General features: G+C 64.3%; 16 protein-coding genes and 2 tRNA genes. 15 read left to right on the forward strand and 3 right to left on the reverse strand.

What is annotated here, in order from left to right; genetic code table 11:
* The first annotated feature begins 81 nt into the window (after positions 1–81).
* From rph to DSM100688_RS03805, 4 genes are all read left to right on the forward strand, one after another.
* Positions 82–846: a ribonuclease PH gene (rph, locus tag DSM100688_RS03790; protein ID WP_152357827.1), complete on the forward strand. Its 765-nt coding sequence runs from the start codon at positions 82–84 to the stop codon at positions 844–846.
* A 106-nt stretch (positions 847–952) separates the two neighbouring features.
* Complete coding sequence (locus tag DSM100688_RS03795) at positions 953–1,678, forward strand: non-canonical purine NTP pyrophosphatase (RefSeq protein ID WP_152357828.1); 726 nt, start codon at positions 953–955, stop codon at positions 1,676–1,678.
* A gap of 308 nt (positions 1,679–1,986) precedes the next feature.
* The gene (locus tag DSM100688_RS03800) at positions 1,987–3,258 is read left to right on the forward strand and encodes an aminoacyltransferase (RefSeq protein WP_152357829.1); all 1,272 of its coding nucleotides are present in this window, start codon (positions 1,987–1,989) and stop codon (positions 3,256–3,258) included.
* Positions 3,259–3,322: 64 nt separating this feature from the next.
* Positions 3,323–4,594 carry an aminoacyltransferase gene (locus tag DSM100688_RS03805; RefSeq protein WP_152357830.1) on the forward strand — a complete coding sequence of 424 codons (1,272 nt, stop codon included), beginning with the start codon at positions 3,323–3,325 and terminating at the stop codon, positions 4,592–4,594.
* A 94-nt stretch (positions 4,595–4,688) separates the two neighbouring features.
* Here the strand turns inward: DSM100688_RS03805 and DSM100688_RS03810 are convergent, their stop codons facing one another.
* From DSM100688_RS03810 to DSM100688_RS03820, 3 genes are all read right to left on the reverse strand, one after another.
* Complete coding sequence (locus DSM100688_RS03810; protein WP_152357831.1) at positions 4,689–5,690, reverse strand: AEC family transporter; 1,002 nt, start codon at positions 5,688–5,690, stop codon at positions 4,689–4,691.
* Positions 5,691–5,770: 80 nt separating this feature from the next.
* Positions 5,771–5,851: transfer RNA gene (locus tag DSM100688_RS03815), tRNA-Leu, on the reverse strand.
* 146 nt (positions 5,852–5,997) lie between these two features.
* Positions 5,998–6,073 (reverse strand) — tRNA-Thr (locus tag DSM100688_RS03820).
* Between the two features lie 328 nt (positions 6,074–6,401).
* Between DSM100688_RS03820 and pgi the strand changes: the two genes are divergently transcribed.
* The 11 genes from pgi to araA all read left to right on the forward strand — a co-directional run bounded on the left by pgi (position 6,402) and on the right by araA (position 19,798).
* A complete protein-coding gene (gene pgi / locus DSM100688_RS03825; protein ID WP_152357832.1) occupies positions 6,402–8,102 on the forward strand; it encodes a glucose-6-phosphate isomerase in 1,701 nt (566 codons plus the stop codon).
* A gap of 510 nt (positions 8,103–8,612) precedes the next feature.
* Complete coding sequence (locus DSM100688_RS03830; protein WP_152357833.1) at positions 8,613–9,515, forward strand: DUF362 domain-containing protein; 903 nt, start codon at positions 8,613–8,615, stop codon at positions 9,513–9,515.
* Between the two features lie 93 nt (positions 9,516–9,608).
* A complete protein-coding gene (locus DSM100688_RS03835) occupies positions 9,609–10,211 on the forward strand; it encodes an ECF transporter S component (RefSeq protein WP_152357834.1) in 603 nt (200 codons plus the stop codon).
* 68 nt (positions 10,212–10,279) lie between these two features.
* Entirely contained in the window at positions 10,280–10,741 is a 462-nt protein-coding gene (locus DSM100688_RS03840; RefSeq protein ID WP_163146807.1) for a DUF1893 domain-containing protein, read from the forward strand.
* Positions 10,742–11,116: 375 nt separating this feature from the next.
* Positions 11,117–11,482 carry a 50S ribosomal protein L19 gene (gene rplS / locus DSM100688_RS03845; protein WP_152357836.1) on the forward strand — a complete coding sequence of 122 codons (366 nt, stop codon included), beginning with the start codon at positions 11,117–11,119 and terminating at the stop codon, positions 11,480–11,482.
* Positions 11,483–11,732: 250 nt separating this feature from the next.
* Entirely contained in the window at positions 11,733–12,488 is a 756-nt protein-coding gene (gene lepB, locus DSM100688_RS03850) for a signal peptidase I (protein WP_420837474.1), read from the forward strand.
* Positions 12,489–12,683: 195 nt separating this feature from the next.
* On the forward strand, positions 12,684–13,376 hold the full coding sequence (locus DSM100688_RS03855; protein WP_152357838.1) for a ribonuclease HII: 693 nt from the start codon (positions 12,684–12,686) through the stop codon (positions 13,374–13,376).
* A gap of 324 nt (positions 13,377–13,700) precedes the next feature.
* Complete coding sequence (locus DSM100688_RS03860; protein ID WP_420837475.1) at positions 13,701–14,780, forward strand: LacI family DNA-binding transcriptional regulator; 1,080 nt, start codon at positions 13,701–13,703, stop codon at positions 14,778–14,780.
* 956 nt (positions 14,781–15,736) lie between these two features.
* Complete coding sequence (locus tag DSM100688_RS03865; RefSeq protein ID WP_152357840.1) at positions 15,737–17,374, forward strand: xylulokinase; 1,638 nt, start codon at positions 15,737–15,739, stop codon at positions 17,372–17,374.
* A 60-nt stretch (positions 17,375–17,434) separates the two neighbouring features.
* Positions 17,435–18,127: an L-ribulose-5-phosphate 4-epimerase gene (locus tag DSM100688_RS03870; RefSeq protein ID WP_033494540.1), complete on the forward strand. Its 693-nt coding sequence runs from the start codon at positions 17,435–17,437 to the stop codon at positions 18,125–18,127.
* A gap of 153 nt (positions 18,128–18,280) precedes the next feature.
* Positions 18,281–19,798 carry an L-arabinose isomerase gene (gene araA / locus DSM100688_RS03875; RefSeq protein WP_152357841.1) on the forward strand — a complete coding sequence of 506 codons (1,518 nt, stop codon included), beginning with the start codon at positions 18,281–18,283 and terminating at the stop codon, positions 19,796–19,798.
* The last annotated feature ends 246 nt before the right edge of the window (positions 19,799–20,044 follow it).

Raw genomic sequence — 20,044 nt, forward strand, 5'->3', positions numbered from 1 at the left:
GCGACCGATCGGACCGGCGGCCCAGGGCGGCGTCTGGCGGCCGAGCCAGCTTCGCCGCCGGCTAGTGCTAGGTTGGGCAGCATGGCTCAGATCAAAGATTTGCTTGGAAACAACACCGTGATCCGCGCGGACGGCCGCGCCGTCGACGAACTGCGTCCGGTGCGCATCACCCGCCACTTCACCGACGTGCCGGAAGGCTCCGTGCTCATCGAATGCGGCAACACGCGCGTCATGTGCACCGCGACGTTCACCGCCGGCGTGCCGCGCTGGCGCAAGGATTCCGGACTCGGCTGGGTGACCGCCGAATACTCGATGCTGCCGCGCGCGACGGCCGAACGCACCGACCGCGAGTCCGTCAAGGGCAAGATCGGCGGCCGTACGCACGAGATCAGCCGACTCATCGGCCGCTGCCTGCGCGGCGTGGTCGACATGAAGGCGCTCGGCGAGAACATGGTGCAGATCGACTGCGACGTGTTGCAGGCCGACGGCGGCACCCGCACCGCGTCGGTCACCGGCGCGTACGTCGCGCTCGTCGACGCGATGCACTGGGCCGAGAAGAACCAGCACATCAAGTCGGCCGACCGCGTGCTCAAGGACGTCGTGTCCGCCGTGTCCGTCGGCGTGATCAACGGCACACCGATGCTCGACCTGCCGTACATCGAGGACAGCCAGGCCATGACCGACATGAACGTCGCGATGACCGGCTCCGGCACGTTCATCGAGATCCAGGGCACCGCCGAGCACCGCCCGTTCAGCCGTACGGAGCTCAACACGCTGCTCGACCTCGCCGAAAAGGGCAACAAGGAACTGCAGGCCGCGCAGCGCGCCGCGCTCGCGCTCGACTGATCCGGCCACCCTTCCCGTATCGCCCGACCAACTGACCTCGGCCACCCGATCCTGGCCACCCGACCTTGACCACCCGACCTTGACCACCCGACCATAGAGAGGCACCATGAAGCTCATCGTCGCCACGCACAACGAAGGCAAGCTCGTCGAAATCCGCCGCATCCTTGAAGAGGGACTTGGCGAGGACGCCGCGCGTATCGACCTCGTCTCCGCCGGCAGCCTGCACCTGCCCGACCCGGTCGAAACCGGCGTCACGTTCCAGGAGAACGCGCTGCTCAAGGCGCGCGACGTGGCCAGCCGCACCGGCTGCCCGGCCATCGCCGACGACTCCGGACTCATCGTGGACGTGATGGGTAACGCGCCCGGCATCCTGTCCGCGCGCTGGGCCGGCCATCACGGCGACGACGCGGCCAACAACGCGCTGCTGCTCGCCCAGATCGCCGACATTCCGGATGACCGGCGCACCGCGCGGTTCCGTTGCGCCGCCGCGCTCGTCGTACCGGCGGCTCGTCCGGAAGGCGCTGCTGCTGCGGACTGTACCGGCGCGGATATCGCCGGTACCGACAACGCCGCCACCGCCGCGATTGCGTCGGAGACCGTCGAGATCGGCGAAATGCCGGGCGTCATCATCCGTGCGCCGCGCGGCGCCAACGGATTCGGCTACGACCCGCTGTTCGTCCCCGACGACCAGCCGGCCCGCGCCGCGACCGACGGCGAGGACGGCACGCTCACCAGCGCCGAACTCACGCCGGCCGAAAAGAACGCGATCTCGCATCGCGGCAAGGCGCTGCGCGCGCTCGTGCCGGCCATCGAACGGCTGGTGCGGGAGTAGGCGGCGGCCGCGGTGCGGCAGGCGTCGACGGAATCCGCATGCGCCGAGATGCGTGGGTTTCCCTGGGATGCCCACGCAAGGTCGTGTGCGTAGGTGGGTTTCCTTGGGATACCCACGCAAAGCCACACGCGTGAGCGCCCGTGCACCTGGAGCGCCCGTGCACCTGTGAAGAGCCTGTCGTGCTCGTGCCGTCGCCGGCCGCGCCCCGCGCCCCCGGTGCTATCATCGGCTAGGCAATTCGTGCGGACGCCGTACGCGATACCGTCGGCGCGAACATGACACAGACATTGGAAGGACAGACAGGCCCAATGCGCTCATTCACTCTCGCAACCTTGTCCGCAGATGAGTTCGATGCGTTCTCCGCGACCCACCCGCAGGGCAATTTCCAGCAGACCTCGGCCATGGGTCGTCTGCGCGCCAAGCAGGGCGTCGAGGTCGAATACCTTGCGGTCAAGGAAAACGGCGCGACCGTCGCGGCCGCGCTGTTCGAAACGCATCGCTCGCGCCTGTCCACCTTCGCCGCCGTCCACGACGGTCCGCTGGTCGACTTCCATGACAACGATCTGCTGTCGTTCTTCATGACGCAACTCAAGGCGCACGCCAAGGCGAAAGGTGCGGCGCAGCTCGAGATCACGCCGGAGACGCCGTACCGCATCCGCGATTCGTTCGGCAAGGAGCTGCCGGACGATCAGGGCGGCGCGCCCGACGACCGTTCCGTGAAGGGGCTCCAGAGCCTCGGCTTCGAGCATTCCGGATTCACCACCGGCTACACCGCGGTGCCTCGCTGGCGGTATCTCAAGGACCTGCACGGCATCGCGAACGAGAAGGCGCTGCTGGAGTCCTACGCGAAGAACACCCGCCGCAATGTGAAGATCGCCCGCAACAGCGCGGTGAGGGTCGAGAAGATCAGCCGCGAACAGCTCCCGGTGTTCCACCACATCTGCGAGCTGAGCTGCGAGAAGCAGGGATTTGCCAATCGCCCGTTGCACTATTTCGAGGACATTTACGACGCGTTCGGCGACAGCGCCGAATTCCTCGTCGCCACGATCGACATGCAGGAGTACCTCACGTCGTGGGAGACCAAGCGTGACGGCTTCCTCAAGGACATCGATAAACTGGAGCGCTCGCTGGAGACCACCAAGTACCCGGATACCGTCAACAAGAAGATCGCCACGGCACGGGCCACCTACGAGGCGTCGCTCAAACGCATCGAGAAGGCGCACGAATACATCGACCGCGACGGTACGTCGGTGCCAGTGGCGGCCGGCCTGTTCATCTGGCACCGTAGGGAGTGCGTGTACCTGTTCTCCGGCAGCGACGAGACGTACGCGAAGTTCTACGCGCCCACGGCCATCCAGCATCACGTGATGATGCAGTGCCTGGAACGCGACGTGCCCCGCTACAATTTCTACGGCATCGACGGCGTGTTCGACGATCCGGACGATCCGGGCCGCGGTGTGCTGGAGTTCAAGCAGGGTTTCGACGGCTACGTCGAGGAGATGACGGGCGAATTCATCCTGCCGGTGCGGCCGTTGGTCTACCGTCTCAAGCAGACGGTGCGTCGTATGCTGCGTCGTTGATGGCAGTGGCGATGTCGATGATAGTGATGACCGGGAGTGTGTCGGAAGTACAGGAAGGACGAGAATGACGGTTCACGAGAACGGTTCCGGACTGCGGTGGGAGCCGATCGACGGCGACGAGATGGACGCGTTCTGCGCGCGCTTCCCGCAGGGCAATTTCCAGCAGACCACGGCTATGGCGGCTTTGGTGACCGGCCGCGGTCACGAGGTCGATTACGTGGGCGTTCGCCGCGGCGACGAGATCGTCGCGGCCGCGGAGATCGTGTACACGGAAGGCAAGTTCGGTCCTGAGGGATCGATCTGGATCGGTCCGTTGTGCGATCCGCATGATACGGATGCGCTGCGTGTGCTGACCGAGGGCGTGCGTGGATCGGCGCACGCGCACAAGGCGATCAGTGTGACGGCATGGCCGTCCGACGTCTACTGCCGCCGCGATTCCGACGGCGAACCGGTGTCGGCCAACGACGATGCCGCGCTCGCGAACTATGCCGCGCTCGGATGGCGGCATGCGGGGTTCACCCGCGGCTATGGCGCCGTGGTGAACCGTTGGGTGTACGTCAAGGATCTCACCGGCATCGCCGACGAGAAGGCGCTGCTGAAGTCGTACGACAAGCGCACCCAGTGGAGCGTCAAACGTGCCGCGTCGATGGGCGTGCACGTGCGCGAACTGACCGACGACGAGCTCGGCGTGTTCGCCGCGATCGAGCGGCAGACCGCCGAACGGCGCAGTTTCGCGCCGCGTGACGAGCAGTACTTCCGCCAGTTCAAGCAGGCGTTCGGCGACAAGGCGCATTTCATGGTCGCCGAGATCCATATCGCCGAATACGTCGCCGACATGCAGGCCAAACGGGAGACGCTGCAGCGTAAGGTCGACCAGTTGCAGGCGAAGTACGACGAGCATCCGACCACGAAGACGGAGCGTCAGCTGGGGGAGGAGTCGCGTAATCTCGCGGCCGCCGACAAGCGTCTGACCGAGGCCGCGGAGTTCGCTAAGGACGGCGACGTGCTGCCCGCGGCGGCCTCGCTGTTCGTTGAACACCCGCAGGAATTCGTGTATCTGTTCTCCGGCAGCGTGGAGCGGTACAAGCCGTTCTACGCGTCGGCGCTCATCCAGCATTGGGCGATGAGCCGGTGCCTGGAGCTGGGCATCACCCGATACAACTTCTACGGCATCTCCGGCGTCTTCGATGATCCGAACGACGAGGGACGCGGCGTGCTCGAATTCAAACAGGGCTTCAATGGCTACGTCGAGGAGCTGCTCGGCGAGTTCACCCTGCCGGTCGATCCGGTGCGCTACGGCGTCAAATCCCTCGCCCACAAGCTGCTCGGTCGCTGACGGGCGTACTGGTCCCGCCTTCAACTTCAACGGACATACAGCCGATTTCGGTAGGGGAATCGGCTGTATGTCCGTCAGGAAGAGCAAGAGAAGCTCACGCCGGCAGCAGGAAGTTCGCCCCGGTCATCAGACAGATCGCGATGATCGCCGACGCGGCCAGCGTGAACCCAGCGAGCTTCGCGTTGCCGAGCACCTTGTCGGTGAACAGCGTCGAGAACACGGCGGTCGGCGCGAGCGTAAGCATCACCGCGGCCTTGCGCACCTCGGCGTCGAACGGCAGGACGAACCATGCGGCGCACGCGAACAGCAGTCCCATCGGCAACCGCCATCCGAGCACACGCAGCACGTCACGCACGTCCTTGCCGGTCTTCGGCAGATCCATCAGCATGCCCACCATGAACACCGAACAGAACGAGTTCGCGTCGGCCACCGGCTGCAGCAGCGTCGGCACCACGCCCGGAATCTTCACATCGAACAGCATGACCACGATCATGAGCATGTAGATGTCGAACGGAATCGACGTGAGGAATCCCTTGGCGATCGCGCGCAGCTTCGCGCGTCGGGCCATGCGCCGCGCGTCGCGGTCGGTCGGCCGCACGTACGGCACGGTCGGCGCGTCGCCCGCGTCCTGCTCGGTGAGCGGCCGATCCATGTCGATATGCAGCAGCGACGTGGTCATCACGTTCGTGCCGGCCGTCACCATGATCGAATTGCCGACGTCGAACATCGCCGCCGTAATCAGCGCGGACGGTCCCATGAACGCCTGCAGCACCGGGAAACAGAAGTTGCCCACGTTGAAACCGCACGCGTTGAGCATGAGAAACGCGCGGTCGGCTACCGGCTTGCGTCGCGTGGCGAGGTAGACGAGCGGCAGCGGCAGCATCGCACACAGAAAACCGAACGCGGACACCAGCAGCATGCTGATATGGTGCGGATTCGTGGCGAACGACACGATCACGGACGCGGGCAGCGTGAAGTTGAACACGACGACCTGCATGACACGGTAGTCGCGCGGCTTGAACAGGCCGGCGCGTTTGACCGCGTACGCGGCGAAGATGATGATCAGGAACGCGATGGGCTTGAGAATAGCGGACATGGCTGCGTGGTTCCTCTCCCGTGTTCGACCTGACCCGGCCCGATCGTCGGTCGGCGCACGGCCGCAAGGGAGTCGGGGAGTGCGCGCGATGGGACTCGAACCCACACGTACAAGACACAGGAACCTAAATCCTGCGCGTCTACCAATTCCGCCACGCGCGCGCAAAGTGACAATCTAGCATGAGCCCTGCCTTATGGCGCGCGCCGTGTCCGTTGGCGCTCGCTGGACGGTCGGCGGTCGGTTGTTGGTTGGCCAGCGGTTGGTTGGCGAAAAAACAAAACCCCGAACCGAGCGGGGTTCGGGGTGATGGAGCCACTTGACAGAATCGAACTGTCGACCTGCTCATTACGAGTGAGCCGCTCTACCGACTGAGCTAAAGTGGCTTGTTGCCCGGATCGCATTCGCTTTCCGCGCACAAGTAGGTTAGTGTACCGGACGATACGGACGATGGCAAATCGGCGGGTGTGTTCGTCGTGTCGCAGGTGCGTAGGGCGGCTGCGACGGACGTCGTATTGCGAACGTTTGCTTCGTGCTGTTCGCCTGTGGTTTCCATATGTTCACCGATACGTTGTCGCGACGTTATTTTGTGTAGTTATGTCTGCTTTTGTGAGTATCTTGTTCAGTGAAGTAAACGATACGGTTCCGCCGTCGGCCGACGGCCGGTGACGGCACCGTGCCGCTTCGCAAGTGATGATGAAAGGACCAATACCTATGGCCATCAATCCTCCTATCGACGCCACGAAGACCCCGGCGTGGGTCGCGCTGCAGAAGCACTACGACGAGCTGCAGGCCGAAGGCATCAGCCTCAAGAAGTGGTTCGCCGAAGACTCCGATCGTGTCAAGGAGCTGAGCTTCGACGCCGGCGACCTGCACTTCGATCTGTCCAAGAACCTCATCAAGCCGGAGACCCTGCGCCTGTTCACCTTCCTCGCCGACGAGGTCAAGCTGGGCGACCGCATCAAGGCCATGTACTCCGGCGTCCACATCAACAACACCGAGGACCGCGCCGTGCTGCACACCGCGCTGCGCCGCCCGGTCGAGGACGAGGGCAAGTACATCGTCGACGGCCAGGACACCGTCAAGGATGTGCGCGAGGTGCTCGACCGCATCTACAAGTTCGCCGATGACGTGCGTTCCGGCAAGTGGACCGGCATCACCGGCCGCAAGATCGAGACCGTCGTCAACATCGGCATCGGCGGCTCCGACCTGGGCCCCGTCATGGTGTACGAGGCGCTCAAGCCGTACGCGGACGCCGGCATCTCCGCCCGCTACATCTCCAACATCGACCCGAACGACCTGGCCGAGAAGACCAAGGGCCTCGACCCGGAGACCACCCTGTTCATCATCGTCTCCAAGACCTTCACCACGCTGGAGACCCTGACCAACGCCCGTGAGGCCCGCACCTGGCTGCTCGAGCAGCTGGTCGCCAACGGTGCCATCGCCGATGGCGACGAGGCCGCCCGCGCCGAAGCCATCAAGAAGCACTTCGTGGCCGTCTCCACCAACCTGGAGAAGGTCGAGGAGTTCGGCATCGACCCGAACAACGCGTTCGGCTTCTGGAACTGGGTCGGCGGCCGCTACTCCGTCGACTCCGCCGTCGGCACCTCTCTCGCCGTGGTCTTCGGCCCGGCCCGCTTCGAGGAGTTCCTGCACGGCTTCCACGAGATCGACGAGTACTTCGCCAACACCCCGTTCGAGAAGAACGTCGTCGTGCTGCTCGGCATGCTCAACGTCTGGTACCGCAACTTCTTCAAGGCCGCCTCGCACGCCGTGCTGCCGTACGACCAGTACCTGCACCGCTTCCCGGCGTACCTGCAGCAGCTGACCATGGAGTCCAACGGCAAGTCCGTGCGTTGGGACGGCACCCCGGTCACCACTGAGACCGGCGAGATCTTCTGGGGCGAGCCGGGCACCAACGGCCAGCATGCCTTCTACCAGCTGATCCACCAGGGCACCCAGCTCATCCCGGCCGACTTCATCGCGTTCGTGAACACCCCGAACCCGACCAAGGACGGCGACCAGGACGTGCACGAGCTGTTCCTCGGCAACTACCTCGCGCAGACCAAGGCGCTCGCGTTCGGCAAGACCGCCGACGAGGTCCGTGCCGAAGGCACCCCGGAGGAGATCGTCCCGGCCCGCGTGTTCACCGGCAACCGCCCGACCACCTCGATCTTCGGCGTCGCGCTGACCCCGTTCTCGCTCGGCGAGCTCATCGCCCTGTACGAGCACATCACCTTCGTCGAAGGCACCGTGTGGGGTCTGGACTCCTACGACCAGTGGGGCGTCGAGCTCGGCAAGCAGCTGGCCAAGCAGATCACCCCGGCGATCTCCAAGGACGACGAGGCCCTGGCCGCGCAGGACGCGTCCACTCAGGCGCTCATCAAGTTCTACCGCGCCAACCGCGAGTTCTGATTCGCCGCGCTCGGGCGGTGCTGGTCGGTTTGCGAACCGCGCGATGCTGTCCGGTGAACGGTCCGGCGACTGTTCGCTCGCGGTCGCGAGTGCTGATCCGCTGATGCGGAGCTGAGCTGAGGCTCCTCTCCATCCGGTATTCCGGTGTGGAGGGGAGCCTCAGTTTTTTCGCCCCGATTGGTCGGCTCCGGTATGCGTTCCCGAATTTCCTGCACTGACGGGGTCTCAGTGCGGGAAATTCGGGAGCATGGGGCTGATTTCCCGAAATTGTTGCACTGAGTCGTATTCAGTGCAGGAAATTCGGGACGAAGCCAGTGATTTCCCGAATTACCTGCGCTCCCGCTGCGCTGCGGCGGTATCGCTCCTCATGGTTTTGTCGCCACACGGTGATGGAGAGCGCAACGGAGGGCGCGGCGAGGAATACGACGGAGAGCGCAACGGAGCCGATCGCCGGTAACGCGGGCTGAGTATCCTTAGGTCTGGGAGTAATCAATGTAGCAAGGAGGCAGCATGGTAACGACCTACCAGACCGATTATCCGATGGCGGCCAAGGTCTACTTCACGCGCGATATCAGCCCCGCCGGACTGATGCGGGTTTACGAGGCGCTAAACGCCCGCCCGCAGGGCAAGGTCGCGGTCAAGCTCAGCTCCGGCGAAGGCGGCAACAAGCACTACCTGCAGCCGGCGCTCATCAAGGACCTCGTGCACGAGCTCGACGGCACGATCGTCGAATGCAACACCGCGTATCCGGGCACGCGCGACACGAGCGAACACCACTGGCAGACCATCCGCGAGCACGGTTTCACCGACATCGCGCCGTGCGACATCCAGGACGAGGACGGCGAGATCACGATCCCGGTCGAAGGCGGCACGCGCATCACCGGCGACATCGTCGGCTCACACTTCCCGAATTACGACTACTACGCCGTGCTCTCGCATTTCAAGGGGCATGTGATGGGCGGCTTCGGCGGCGCGCTCAAGAACATCTCGATCGGCATGGCGTCGTCGAACGGCAAGCGCCGGCTGCATTCGGGCGGCGACAAGATCCTCGCCAACCCGTTCCGCGGCGAGCAGGACGCGTTCCTTGAGGCGATGGCCGAGGCCGCGACCGCCGTGTTCAACGCGCTCAAGGGCAACATGCTGTTCATCAACGTGATGAATAACCTCTCGGTCGACTGCGACTGCGACGGCAACCCGCATGCGCCGTGCATGCACGACATCGGCATCTTCTCATCGCTTGACCCGGTGGCCGTCGACCAGGCGTGCGTCGACCGGATCTACACATCCGACGAGGACAACTCGGCCATGATCGAACGCATCGAGTCGCGCCACGGCATCCACACCATCGAACACGCGGTCGAGATGGGCCTCGGCAGTCGCGAATACCAGCTCATCGATCTGGATCAGCGCTGACGACAGCCGTCGCCGGCCGGATCGTCGCGCATCGTCTTGCATCGTCGCGCATCATTCCGCATCGTCATTCGTATCGTCAAAGGAGAAGCTGTTATGCAATCAACTCGGACTACTGAAACCGCACAAACCCGCGCCGTCGCGGCCGCACTGCCGTCGGTGAAGTTCCAGACCGCCGCCGCGATCATCGCCGTGGTCGCCGCCGTCGCCCTGCCGCAGGTGTTCCATGTCGCGGGCGCGGCGCTCGGACTCGGCACGATGGTCGGTCAGACCTTGTTGCCGATGCATCTGCCGGTGCTGTTGGTGGGTTTGTTGGCCGGTCCGTTCGCGGGGCTGGCGACCGGTGCGCTCGCGCCGATCGTGAGTTTCCTGCTGACCGGCATGCCGATGGCTCCGATGGTGCCGTTCATGGTGATCGAACTCGCGTCCTACGGCCTGTTCGCGGGACTTCTGCGTGGCGTGCGTCTGCCGGCTGCCGTGCCGTCGCCGCTCGGCTGGCTCGTTCGGTTGGTCGGCGCGCAGGTCGCGGGGCGCGTGATCGATGCGCTCGCGATCGCCGTGGCGGTGTCGCTGCTCGGCAACACGACGATGACCGTCGCGTCGGTGGGCGCCGCGGTGGTGACCGGTCTGCCCGGACTCGTGTTGCAGTGGGTGCTTGTACCGGTGATCATGACCGTGGTGGATCGTCGTCGCGACTGACAGCCGTATGACGGATGTCGTGATGGCCCCTCGTTTCCGCGAGGGGCCATCGCATGAAAGGAGACGTGATGACCGATTCGTCTGCTGCCACCGATCTCGACCGTGCGAAGGCCGTGCTGCTGGATGATGACTCGCTTGGCTGCGTGGCCTGCCGTACCGATGATGAGGACGGGCGAACGACGACGCTGACCGGTACGGGACGCGGTGTGCGTCCGCTGCTGCAATGGCTGGCAGCCGGGCGGTCACTTGCCGGATCCTCGGCCGCCGACCGTGTGGTCGGCAAGGGTGCGGCGCTGCTGTACGCGCGGCTCGGGGCGCGTACCGTCTACGCGCAGACCATGAGCGAGGCCGGATTGGCGGCGCTGCGGGCAAACGGTATCGCGGCGAGCTATGGCACGCTGGTGCCGCGTATCCTCAACCGTGCCCGCACCGGCCTGTGCCCGATCGAGCGGTCCGTCGCCACCATCGACGATCCGACCGCCGCGGAATCCGCTATCCGCGCCGCCGTCGCCGAACTCATGCGCCGCTGAATCGGATCGTGCCGGTATCGGTGGTCGGTTATTCGCCGGTTATCCACGCTGAGATGGCTCTCAGCGTGGATAACCGGCGAATAGTGCGTCCTCGACCATGCTGTCGGGATGCTGCGGTACATTGAGTGATTGCTGTGTCGAGAGGCAGGTCGCCGCATAAGCCGGTCTCTCCGAGGGTCCAGCCGGACGGCCGCGCGTCAAGCGCCGAGGCCAGTCTTCCGGCGGATTGACAGGCTTCCCGAGGGCAAACCCGAAGGAGAAACGATTCGGTCGCCGATCGCTGGCGGACAGGCGCGCAACAGCGCCCGCAACCGCGCAACACGCGAGGGCAGACCCTGATTGTGGCTGATATGCGGCAGCGACTAAGGAATGAACATGGCTAACGCTATTGACGCTTTCGACGCCAAGCACATGAAGCCGGCCGAGGAGATCCCGGCCTTCCGTCCCGGCGACACCGTCGACGTGAACGTGAAGATCAAGGAAGGCAACAACTCCCGTATCCAGACCTTCACCGGCGTGGTGATCGCCCGTCACGGTGCTGGTGTGCACGAGACCTTCATCGTCCGCAAGATCAGCTTCGGCACTGGTGTGGAGCGCCGTTTCCCGGTGCACTCCCCGTCCATCGACTCCATCAAGCTGGTGCGTCGTGGCCGCGTGCGTCGCGCGAAGCTGTACTACCTGCGCGCCCTGCGTGGTAAGGCCGCTCGTATCGCCGAGCGTCGCGACAACTCCGCCAAGTGAGCGTGGTGAGTTTCGCCTAACGCGTACTGCAGCCCGGACCGTACGGTTCCGGGCTGTTTGCGTATTCGTCCCGTATGATGGGACCTCAGAGCATTGATGTCCGTCGCCGGCATGGCGTGTCGCCGGGGCCACCGGGACTCGCCGAGGTGAGACTCGCCGAGGCGAGACCGGCGCTATGGACGGATGACCGGAAACCGGACCGGGCAAGGAGTGGCATATGCAGTCGAATGACGAGGACCGGCACACGCTGATGGTGGCCGACCATGGGATCAACCCCGATCCGTTGCCGGCGCAGTCCGGCGGTTTCGCGGATGCCGGCGGTTTCGCGGACGCCGGCGGTTTCGCGGACGCCGGCGGTTCCGCGGCGAAGCGTCGCCGGCCGGCGCAGTCCGAACAGTCCGGTGGCTGGCGCGACTTCCTGATCTGGTGCGGCGTGCCGGTGATCGTCATCCTGCTGGTGCGCGTCCTGCTCATCGGCTGCTACGTCATCCCCACCGGTTCGATGAAAAGCACGATCGAACCCGGCGACCGTGTCGTCACCACGAAACTCACGCCGAAGATCTTCGACCTCCAGCGTGGCGACATCATCGTCTTCCACGATCCCGCGAACTGGCTGTCGGCCGAAAGCAGCAGCGGTCTCGGCGGCGACTATCTCATCAAACGACTGATCGGCCTGCCGGGCGATGTCGTCGAATGCGACGGCGCCGGCCAGCCGATCAAGGTCAACGGCGTGGCGATCGACGAAAGCGCGTATCTCAACGATGGCGTCGCGCCGAGCTCGTTCCCGTTCCGCGTCGAGGTCACCGAGGGGCACCTGTTCGTGATGGGCGACAACCGCGACCGTTCCGCCGATTCCCGATATCATCCCGACGACGGCGCGCACGGCCTTGTGCCGGTGAGTGACGTGGTCGGCGTGGCGTTCGCGCGCTATTGGCCGCTCAGCCGCATCGCACCGCTCAGCGGGCATCACGAGGTGTTCGCCGCGGTGCCGGACGCGGACCGGTGATCGTTGCGGCCGGCCTGATGCTGTGTCGGCCGGCGTACTGGCTGATGTCGACTGTTGACGGTGACATTGACTGTTGACGGTGACGTACTGACTACAGCGTATTGACTGTTGACATGGTGACCGTGACATAGTGACTGACTGGTGCGACGCGCCGGTGTGCGATTCGCGGTACTGGCTGACGGGACGGAGTGACCGATGGCGATTCAGGAGATTCCCACGCTCACGGTGGAACGTGATCTGGCCGCACAGGGCTACGATCTGATCGTCGGATTCGACGAGGTGGGCCGCGGATCGCTCGCCGGTCCGGTGATGGTCGGCGCGGCGGCGGTATGGTCGCGTGATCTGGACGATCTGACCGTGCCGGACGGCGTGGCCGATTCCAAAATGCTCACCGGACATCGTCGCGAGGCGATCTTCGAGCCGCTCAAGGCGTGGTGCGCGGCGTGGGCCGTCGGCGCGGCCAGCAACACGGAGATCGACGACTGGGGCATCTCGTATGCGCTGGGCGTCGCGGCCCTGCGCGCGCTCGACGACGTCGAACGGTCGCTGGATCTGCGGGGCACGGCGATGTCCGTCGGCGGTATCCTCGACGGTCCCAACGACTACATCACCAAGGCGCTCGGCACGTTCGACGCGCCGGCCGTCCCTGCACCCGCGCACATCGTCACCAAAGTCAAGGGCGACCGTCACTGCGCCACGGTCGCGACCGCCGCCGTCATCGCGAAGGTCACGCGTGACCGGCTCATGACCGAGATCGCCGAGTCGGATCCGCGATACGCGCCGTACGAATGGGCGCATAACAAGGGCTACGGTTCCGCCGCGCACCGCGCCGCCATTGTCGAATACGGCCCGTCCGACCTGCATCGCGTCAGCTGGAAGCTCACCTGACGCGACCGTCCGGCCATCTCCCGCGTCGGTGATCGTGTCAGTGACCGACACGGTGACCGTTCCGGATCTTTGTCGTCCTTATTCCTATCTTCTTAACGGACATACAGCCGATTTTGCCCCGGTAATCGGCTGTATGTCCGTTAAGGGGGCGAAAAGCGACCGTTCATGTATTCCGTAACACAAGAAAAATCAAGATTGTTAGCGCTCTCACCGTGTTGCGCCCGGTAACACGGTATGCTGAACAACAGCAATGCGGCACAGCGGCACATCATGCGGGAGGTTTGACGTATGGGAAGCAATCGGAGCGCCGGCAAACGACCGTCCATGTTCGAAGTGGCCAAACTGGCCGGCGTCAGTCACCAGACCGTCTCGCGCGTCATCAACAACTCGCCGGACGTGTCCGACGCGACGCGCGCCAAGGTGCAGGCCGCCATCAAGCAGCTCGACTACCACCCGAGCAACTCCGCGCGCGCCCTCGCCTCGCGCCGGTCGCGCACCATTGGCCTGATCGCCGGCGGCATGCGCTTCTTCGGCCCGATCTCGGCCATCTCGTCCATCGAGACGGTCGCGCGCCAGCACGGCCTGTTCATGTCGGTGATGATGGTGCATGAGGCGCTGTGCACGCAGCGCGAATTCGAGGAACTATGCGGCACGTTCAACGAGCAGAACGTCGACGCGTTCATCTTCCTGACCCCGACCGACGTAATGTTCGAGGCGGCGTGCCGCACGCAGGTCAGCCAGCCGCGCGTGTTCGTCACGTCCACGCACGGCGCGCTCGGCATGAGCGAGGGGCTGCGGCTGATCCGTTCGCGCAACCACGGCAGGGTGTCGATGGTCGGCATCGACCAGTGGGGTGCGATGGCGGAGATCGTGCGACTACTGGGGGAGTACGGGCATCGCCGCGCGCTGTATTTCGCGGGACCGTCCGAATGGCGGGACGCCTCGACGCGACTGGATGCGTGGGTGAAGCTGACGCGCGCGAAGGCGATCAGCTCGGTCACGGTGCGGTGCGAGACGTGGGATTCGGCCGAGGCGTACGGGCGGATGAACCATCTGTTGGATTCGATCGGCCAGTCGGGCGGCGCGCTGCCGTCCGTGGTGGTGTGCGCGAACGACAGTCAGGCGGTCGGCGTGGCGCGTGCGTTGCACGAACATGACGTGCGGATTCCTCAGGACGTGAGTCTGGTCGGTTTCGATGACATGCCGGCGATGGACAATATGTATCCGCCACTGACGACCGTGCGGCCCGATTTTGAACAGCTGGGCTCCGTGGCCATGCGCGAGGTGCTGCATCTGCTGGGGGAGGGTGACGAGGTCGCGTTCGCCGCGTCGTCGCACGGCGTCGGGCTGATCCCGGCGAAGGTGATCAACCGGTCCTCGCTCGGGCCGACCACGCGCCGGTAGCGCGTGCGGCCGGCGGGATTGCGGTGCTGTATTGCGTGTCCGCCGTCGTGCTGTGTATCCGCCGTGGTGCTGTGTATCCGTCGTCGTGCCGCTTGATGATTTCGGTGGTTGCACCGTGTGTCCCCCGCCGTGACGTATTCCCCTCAACGGGCATCCAGCCGATTCGGGGTATCTGATCGGCTGTATGTCCGTTAAGAAGTGGGACTTGTCTGTTACTCGTTTGCATGCTCTGCTGTGCTTGTTCGACGGACATCCAGCCGATGTACACGGCTGTATCGGCTGTATGTCCGTTGGGGGATACGGAAACTGGCGTTTGATCGGTCATGTGTTGGTGTCTACGCTTGTCACGTCTGCGCTGTGGTCATCTTTTCTCACGGACATCCAGCCGATTGAGGTAGTCATATCGACTGTATGTCCGTTGAGGTGGGGCGAAGCTTGTGGTGGGGTGGATTCCCATTTCCCTTTACGTACATACAGCCGATTGGGCAGTGGTTTTCGGCTGTATGTCCGTTGGAGAGAGGGTGACCTTGTTCTTGGGAATTGGATGATGTCTCATTAGGTCAACGGACATACAGTCGATTGGTGTGGTCATATCGGCTGTATGTCCGTGAGGGATGGGGTGGTCTTGTTCCTGGAAGTTGGATGATGTTTCGTTTTCCCAACGTACATACAGCCGATCGGAAGGTGGTTTTCGGCTGTATGTACGTTGGGGGAGAAGAGCGTCCGTTGGGGGAGAAGGACGTCTATTGATGGGGAGTGGGATGTTTGCTGAGGGTAGGACGTCTGTTGGGGGGGGGCTAAGGCGCTATAGACGGCGGTTATGGCGGGGTATCGATTTGAGACACGACGGGGTTGTGGTTTGTCGCGACTCACGATACAATCGTGAGCGTTAACAGTGAGCGCTAACAATTCCCCGATGAGGCGGATTCGGCGCTGGGTACAAGGAGATCGAAAGTATGGCAATTAACGACACAGACCAGGTCGCGACCATCGCCGAAAAGATCCGTGCGGGCAAGACCTCGCTGGGCATCGAATTCGGCTCCACGCGCATCAAGGCCGTGCTGATCGACGACACGTACGCCACCATCGCATCCGGCGACTACAGCTGGGCCAGCCATCTGGAAAACGGCCTGTGGAGCTACTCGCTCGAGGAGATCTGGAAGGGCCTGCAGAGCGCCTACGCCGCCATGGCCAACGACGTGCACACCGCCTACGGCGAACAGCTCACCAAGGTCGGCCACATCGGCTTCTCCGCGATGATGCACGGCTACCTCGCCTTCGACAAGGACGGCGAACTGCTCGTGCCGTTCCGCACCTGGCAGAACACCAACACGCACGAGGCCCACGAAAAGCTGTCCGAGCTGTTCCAGTACAACATCCCCGAACGCTGGTCCATCGCGCACCTGTATCAGGCCGTGCTCAACAAGGAGGAGCACGTCTCCAAGGTCGCGTACTTCACCACCCTGGCCGGCTACGTCCACTGGAAGCTCACCGGCAAGAAGGTCCTCGGCGTCGGCGACGCCTCCGGCATGTTCCCGATCGACCCGACCACCCACACCTACGAGACCGCGTTCATCAAGCAGTTCGACGCGCTGCCCGAAGTCGCCGCCCAGCCGTGGAAGCTCGAGGACCTGCTGCCGACCCCGCTCGTCGCGGGCACCCCGGCCGGCGAACTCACCGAGGCCGGCGCGCTGCTGCTCGACCCGACCGGCACCCTCAAGCCCGGCATCGTGCTCGCCCCGCCGGAAGGCGACGCGGGCACCGGCATGGTCGCCACCAACTCCGTGCGCGTGCGCACCGGCAATGTCTCCGCCGGCACCTCGATCTTCGCGATGGTCGTCCTCGAACACAAGCTCGAGCGCCTGCACCCGGAAGTCGACCTCGTCACCACTCCGGCCGGCGACCTCGCTGGCATGAGCCACGCCAACAACTTCACCTCCGACCTCAACGCATGGGTCGGCCTGTTCGGTCAGTTCGCCGAGGCGCTCGGCACGCCGGTCGACGCGGGCACGCTGTACGGCACCCTGTTCCGCACCGCGATCTCCGACGACGCCGACCGTAACTGCGGCGGCCTCATCAACTACCCGTTCCGTTCAGGCGAGTTCCTCGCCGGCCTCGAAGAGGGCCGTCCGCTGTTCGCCCGCAACCCGGAAGCCCACATGAACCTCGCGAACTTCATGCGCGCCCAGCTGTTCAGCGCGTTCAGCCCGGTCAAGATCGGCATGGACGTGATGACCAAGGACGAGCACGTGCAGATCGACTCGCTCGTCGGCCACGGCGGCATCTTCGCCACCCCGCAGGTTGCGCAGAAGATCCTCGCCGCCGCGTTCAACACGCCGATCAAGGTCATGACCACCGCCGCGGAAGGCGGTGCCTGGGGCATGGCCGTGCTCGCCGACTACCTGTGGCACGCGAACGACGACCGTACCAACCTCGCCGACTATCTCGACGGCCGCGTGTTCAAGGACGCGACGTCCGTCACCGAAGTCCCGGACGCCCGCGACGTCGTCGGCTTCGAGGACTTCTTCGCCCGCTTCACCAAGGGACTGCCGATCGAGCACGCCGCCGTCGCCGCGATCCCGCTGGAAGACTAGCCCGCGTCGTCCCTCCAGATTTCATCACGTCAATCAAGCAATACCGAAAGGAACAAACCAATGGCAACTCTCGCTGATTACGGTCCGGAAGTCCGCGCCGAAGTCAAGCAGGTGCGCGAAGTCGTCGCCACCCTGCACGAGCAGCTCATCAAGTGGAACCTCGTCGTGTGGACCGCCGGCAACGTCTCCCAGCGTCTGCACACCGCCGACCTCATGGTCATCAAGCCGTCCGGCGTGCGTTACGAATACCTGACCCCGGGCTCCATGGTCGTGTGCGACCTCGACGGCAACGTCGTCGACGGCACCGAGGCCCCGTCCTCCGACACCGCGTCCCACGCGTACATCTACCGCCACATGCCGAACGTCTACGGCGTCGTGCACACCCACTCCACCTACGCCACCGCGTGGGCCGCCACCGGTCAGAACATCCCGTGCGGCCTGACCATGATGGGCGACGAGTTCGGCGGCCCGGTGCCGGTCGGCCCGTTCCGCCTCATCGGCTCCGAGGCCATCGGCGAGGGCGTCGTCGAGACGCTCAAGAAGTACCCGAAGTCCCCGGCCGTCCTCATGCAGAACCACGGTCCGTTCACCATCGGCAAGGACGCGGAGGCCGCCGTCAAGGCCGCCGCCATGACCGAGGAAGTCGCGCACACCATGTGGGCCGCCAAGCAGCTCGGCGACATCATCGAGATCCCGCAGGCCGACATCGACAAGCTGAACGACCGCTACCAGAACGTCTACGGTCAGCACTGACGTGATGGAGTGTCCGCTGCGTTACGGAAGACTCGACGTACCTTCGTACGCCTTCGCCTTCCGCGTCTTGCGGACACACGCATCACGTCACCGCTGACTTCGCCAGCACTGATCAAGTAATTTTTTTCACAAAGAAGTACAAAGGAGCCTGATATGGCATTCGAAAACCCCTTCGAGGGCAAGGAAATCTGGTTCGGCGTCGGCTCGCAGGACCTCTACGGTGAGGAGGCGCTCCGTCAGGTCGCCATCCACTCCGCCGAAATGGTCGACTACCTGAACAACACCGGCAAGATCCCGGCGAAGATCGTCCTCAAGCCGACCCTGAAGTCCTCCGACGGCGTCAAGCAGTTCATGGTCGAGGCCTCCGCCAACCCGAACGTCATCGGCGTCATCACCTGGTGCCACACCTTCTCCCCGGCCAAGATGTGGATCCGCGGCCTCGAAGTGCTGACCAAGCCGCTGCTGCAGCTGGCCACCCAGCACCACAAGGAGATCCCGTGGGAGACCATCGACATGGACTTCATGAACCTGAACCAGGCCGCCCACGGCGACCGTGAGTTCGGCTACATCGTCTCCCGTCTCGGCATCAAGCGCAAGATCGTCGTCGGCCACTACACCGACCCGGAGGTCGCCGAGAAGGTCGGCACCTGGGCCCGCGCCTGCGCCGGCTGGGACGCCTCCAACAACATGAAGGTCATGCGCTGGGGCGACAACATGCGCAACGTCGCCGTCACCGAAGGCGACAAGACCGAAGCCGAGCGCGTGTTCGGCGCCTCCATCAACACCTGGGCCGTCAACGAGCTCGTCGCCGCGTACGACAAGGTCAAGGACGATCAGGTCAAGGCCATCATCGAGGACTACAAGGCCAAGTACGACGTCGATCCGGCCCTGCTCGACGCCAAGTACGACTCCCTGTACATCGCCGCCAAGGAAGAGGCCGCGATGGTCAACATGATGCGCGAGAACGGCTGCACCGCCGGCGTCGACAACTTCGAGGACCTCGGCGCCCTGCCGCAGCTGCCGGGCGTCGGCCCGCAGCGCTTCCCGTCCGAGTATGGCTGGGGCTTCTCCGCCGAAGGCGATTGGAAGACCGCCGTGCTCGTGCGCATCGGCGCCGTGATGGGCTACGGCCTGCCCGGTGGCGCCTCCCTCATGGAGGACTACTCCTACAACTTCACCGAGGGCGACGAGCTTGACATGGGCTCCCACATGCTCGAGGTCTCCCCGTCCATCGGCACCATCGCCAAGCCGAAGCTGGAGATCCACCCGCTCGGCATCGGCGGCAAGGCCGATCCGGTGCGTCTGGTCTTCTCCGGCGCCCCGAAGAAGGACGCGGTCGTCGTCTCCATGTCCGACGTGCGCGAGCGCTTCCGCCTGCTCATGGACGTGGTCGACGTCGTCGAGCCGCAGGGCTCCCTCAAGGAGCTGCCGTGCGCCCGCGCCGTCTGGAAGCCGCAGCCGAGTCTGAAGACCGCCGTCCAGTGCTGGATCACCGCCGGCGGCTCGCACCACACCTGCATGACCACCTCCGTCGGTCGTGAGGCGTGGGAGGACTTCGCCCGCATCGCCGGCGTCGAACTCGCCGTCATCGACGAGAACACCAACGCCCGCCAGTTTGAGAAGGAACTGGAGCTGAGCGAGATGGTCCATCGTCTCGACAACCGTCATTAATGACTCCGTCACTGATTCATAATCGGTGCTTGATAAGGCCGTTCGACACGTATGTGCCGGGCGGCCTTTCTTCATACTGAGAGGCAGATTGTGCGTTGCGCAGAGGTCTTTCTCCACACTGAGAGGCAGTGTCTTATGCCGATCCGATGGATTCACACCCCCTTTCGTATCGTTTCCGGCGCATTCTGGCTGACGTTTCGTCGAGAGCTGCCTCTCAGTGTGGAGAAAGACCCTTGTACGGGACGA

This window comes from Bifidobacterium ramosum (assembly GCF_009299505.1).
Lineage (GTDB): Bacteria > Actinomycetota > Actinomycetes > Actinomycetales > Bifidobacteriaceae > Bifidobacterium > Bifidobacterium ramosum.

Bases quoted from the DNA above. Each gene is read 5' to 3' on its own strand.
- DSM100688_RS03795 (WP_152357828.1), top strand. From the start codon at position 953: ATGAAGCTCATCGTCGCCACGCACAACGAAGGCAAGCTCGTCGAAATC.
- DSM100688_RS03805 (WP_152357830.1), top strand. From the start codon at position 3,323: ATGACGGTTCACGAGAACGGTTCCGGACTGCGGTGGGAGCCGATCGAC.
- araA (WP_152357841.1), top strand. From the start codon at position 18,281: ATGGCATTCGAAAACCCCTTCGAGGGCAAGGAAATCTGGTTCGGCGTC.
- DSM100688_RS03830 (WP_152357833.1), top strand. From the start codon at position 8,613: ATGGTAACGACCTACCAGACCGATTATCCGATGGCGGCCAAGGTCTAC.
- DSM100688_RS03810 (WP_152357831.1), bottom strand. From the start codon at position 5,690: ATGTCCGCTATTCTCAAGCCCATCGCGTTCCTGATCATCATCTTCGCC.
- DSM100688_RS03840 (WP_163146807.1), top strand. From the start codon at position 10,280: ATGACCGATTCGTCTGCTGCCACCGATCTCGACCGTGCGAAGGCCGTG.
- DSM100688_RS03860 (WP_420837475.1), top strand. From the start codon at position 13,701: ATGTTCGAAGTGGCCAAACTGGCCGGCGTCAGTCACCAGACCGTCTCG.
- DSM100688_RS03855 (WP_152357838.1), top strand. From the start codon at position 12,684: ATGGCGATTCAGGAGATTCCCACGCTCACGGTGGAACGTGATCTGGCC.
- pgi (WP_152357832.1), top strand. From the start codon at position 6,402: ATGGCCATCAATCCTCCTATCGACGCCACGAAGACCCCGGCGTGGGTC.
- DSM100688_RS03835 (WP_152357834.1), top strand. From the start codon at position 9,609: ATGCAATCAACTCGGACTACTGAAACCGCACAAACCCGCGCCGTCGCG.
- DSM100688_RS03800 (WP_152357829.1), top strand. From the start codon at position 1,987: ATGCGCTCATTCACTCTCGCAACCTTGTCCGCAGATGAGTTCGATGCG.
- DSM100688_RS03865 (WP_152357840.1), top strand. From the start codon at position 15,737: ATGGCAATTAACGACACAGACCAGGTCGCGACCATCGCCGAAAAGATC.
- DSM100688_RS03870 (WP_033494540.1), top strand. From the start codon at position 17,435: ATGGCAACTCTCGCTGATTACGGTCCGGAAGTCCGCGCCGAAGTCAAG.
- rph (WP_152357827.1), top strand. From the start codon at position 82: ATGGCTCAGATCAAAGATTTGCTTGGAAACAACACCGTGATCCGCGCG.
- rplS (WP_152357836.1), top strand. From the start codon at position 11,117: ATGGCTAACGCTATTGACGCTTTCGACGCCAAGCACATGAAGCCGGCC.
- lepB (WP_420837474.1), top strand. From the start codon at position 11,733: ATGGTGGCCGACCATGGGATCAACCCCGATCCGTTGCCGGCGCAGTCC.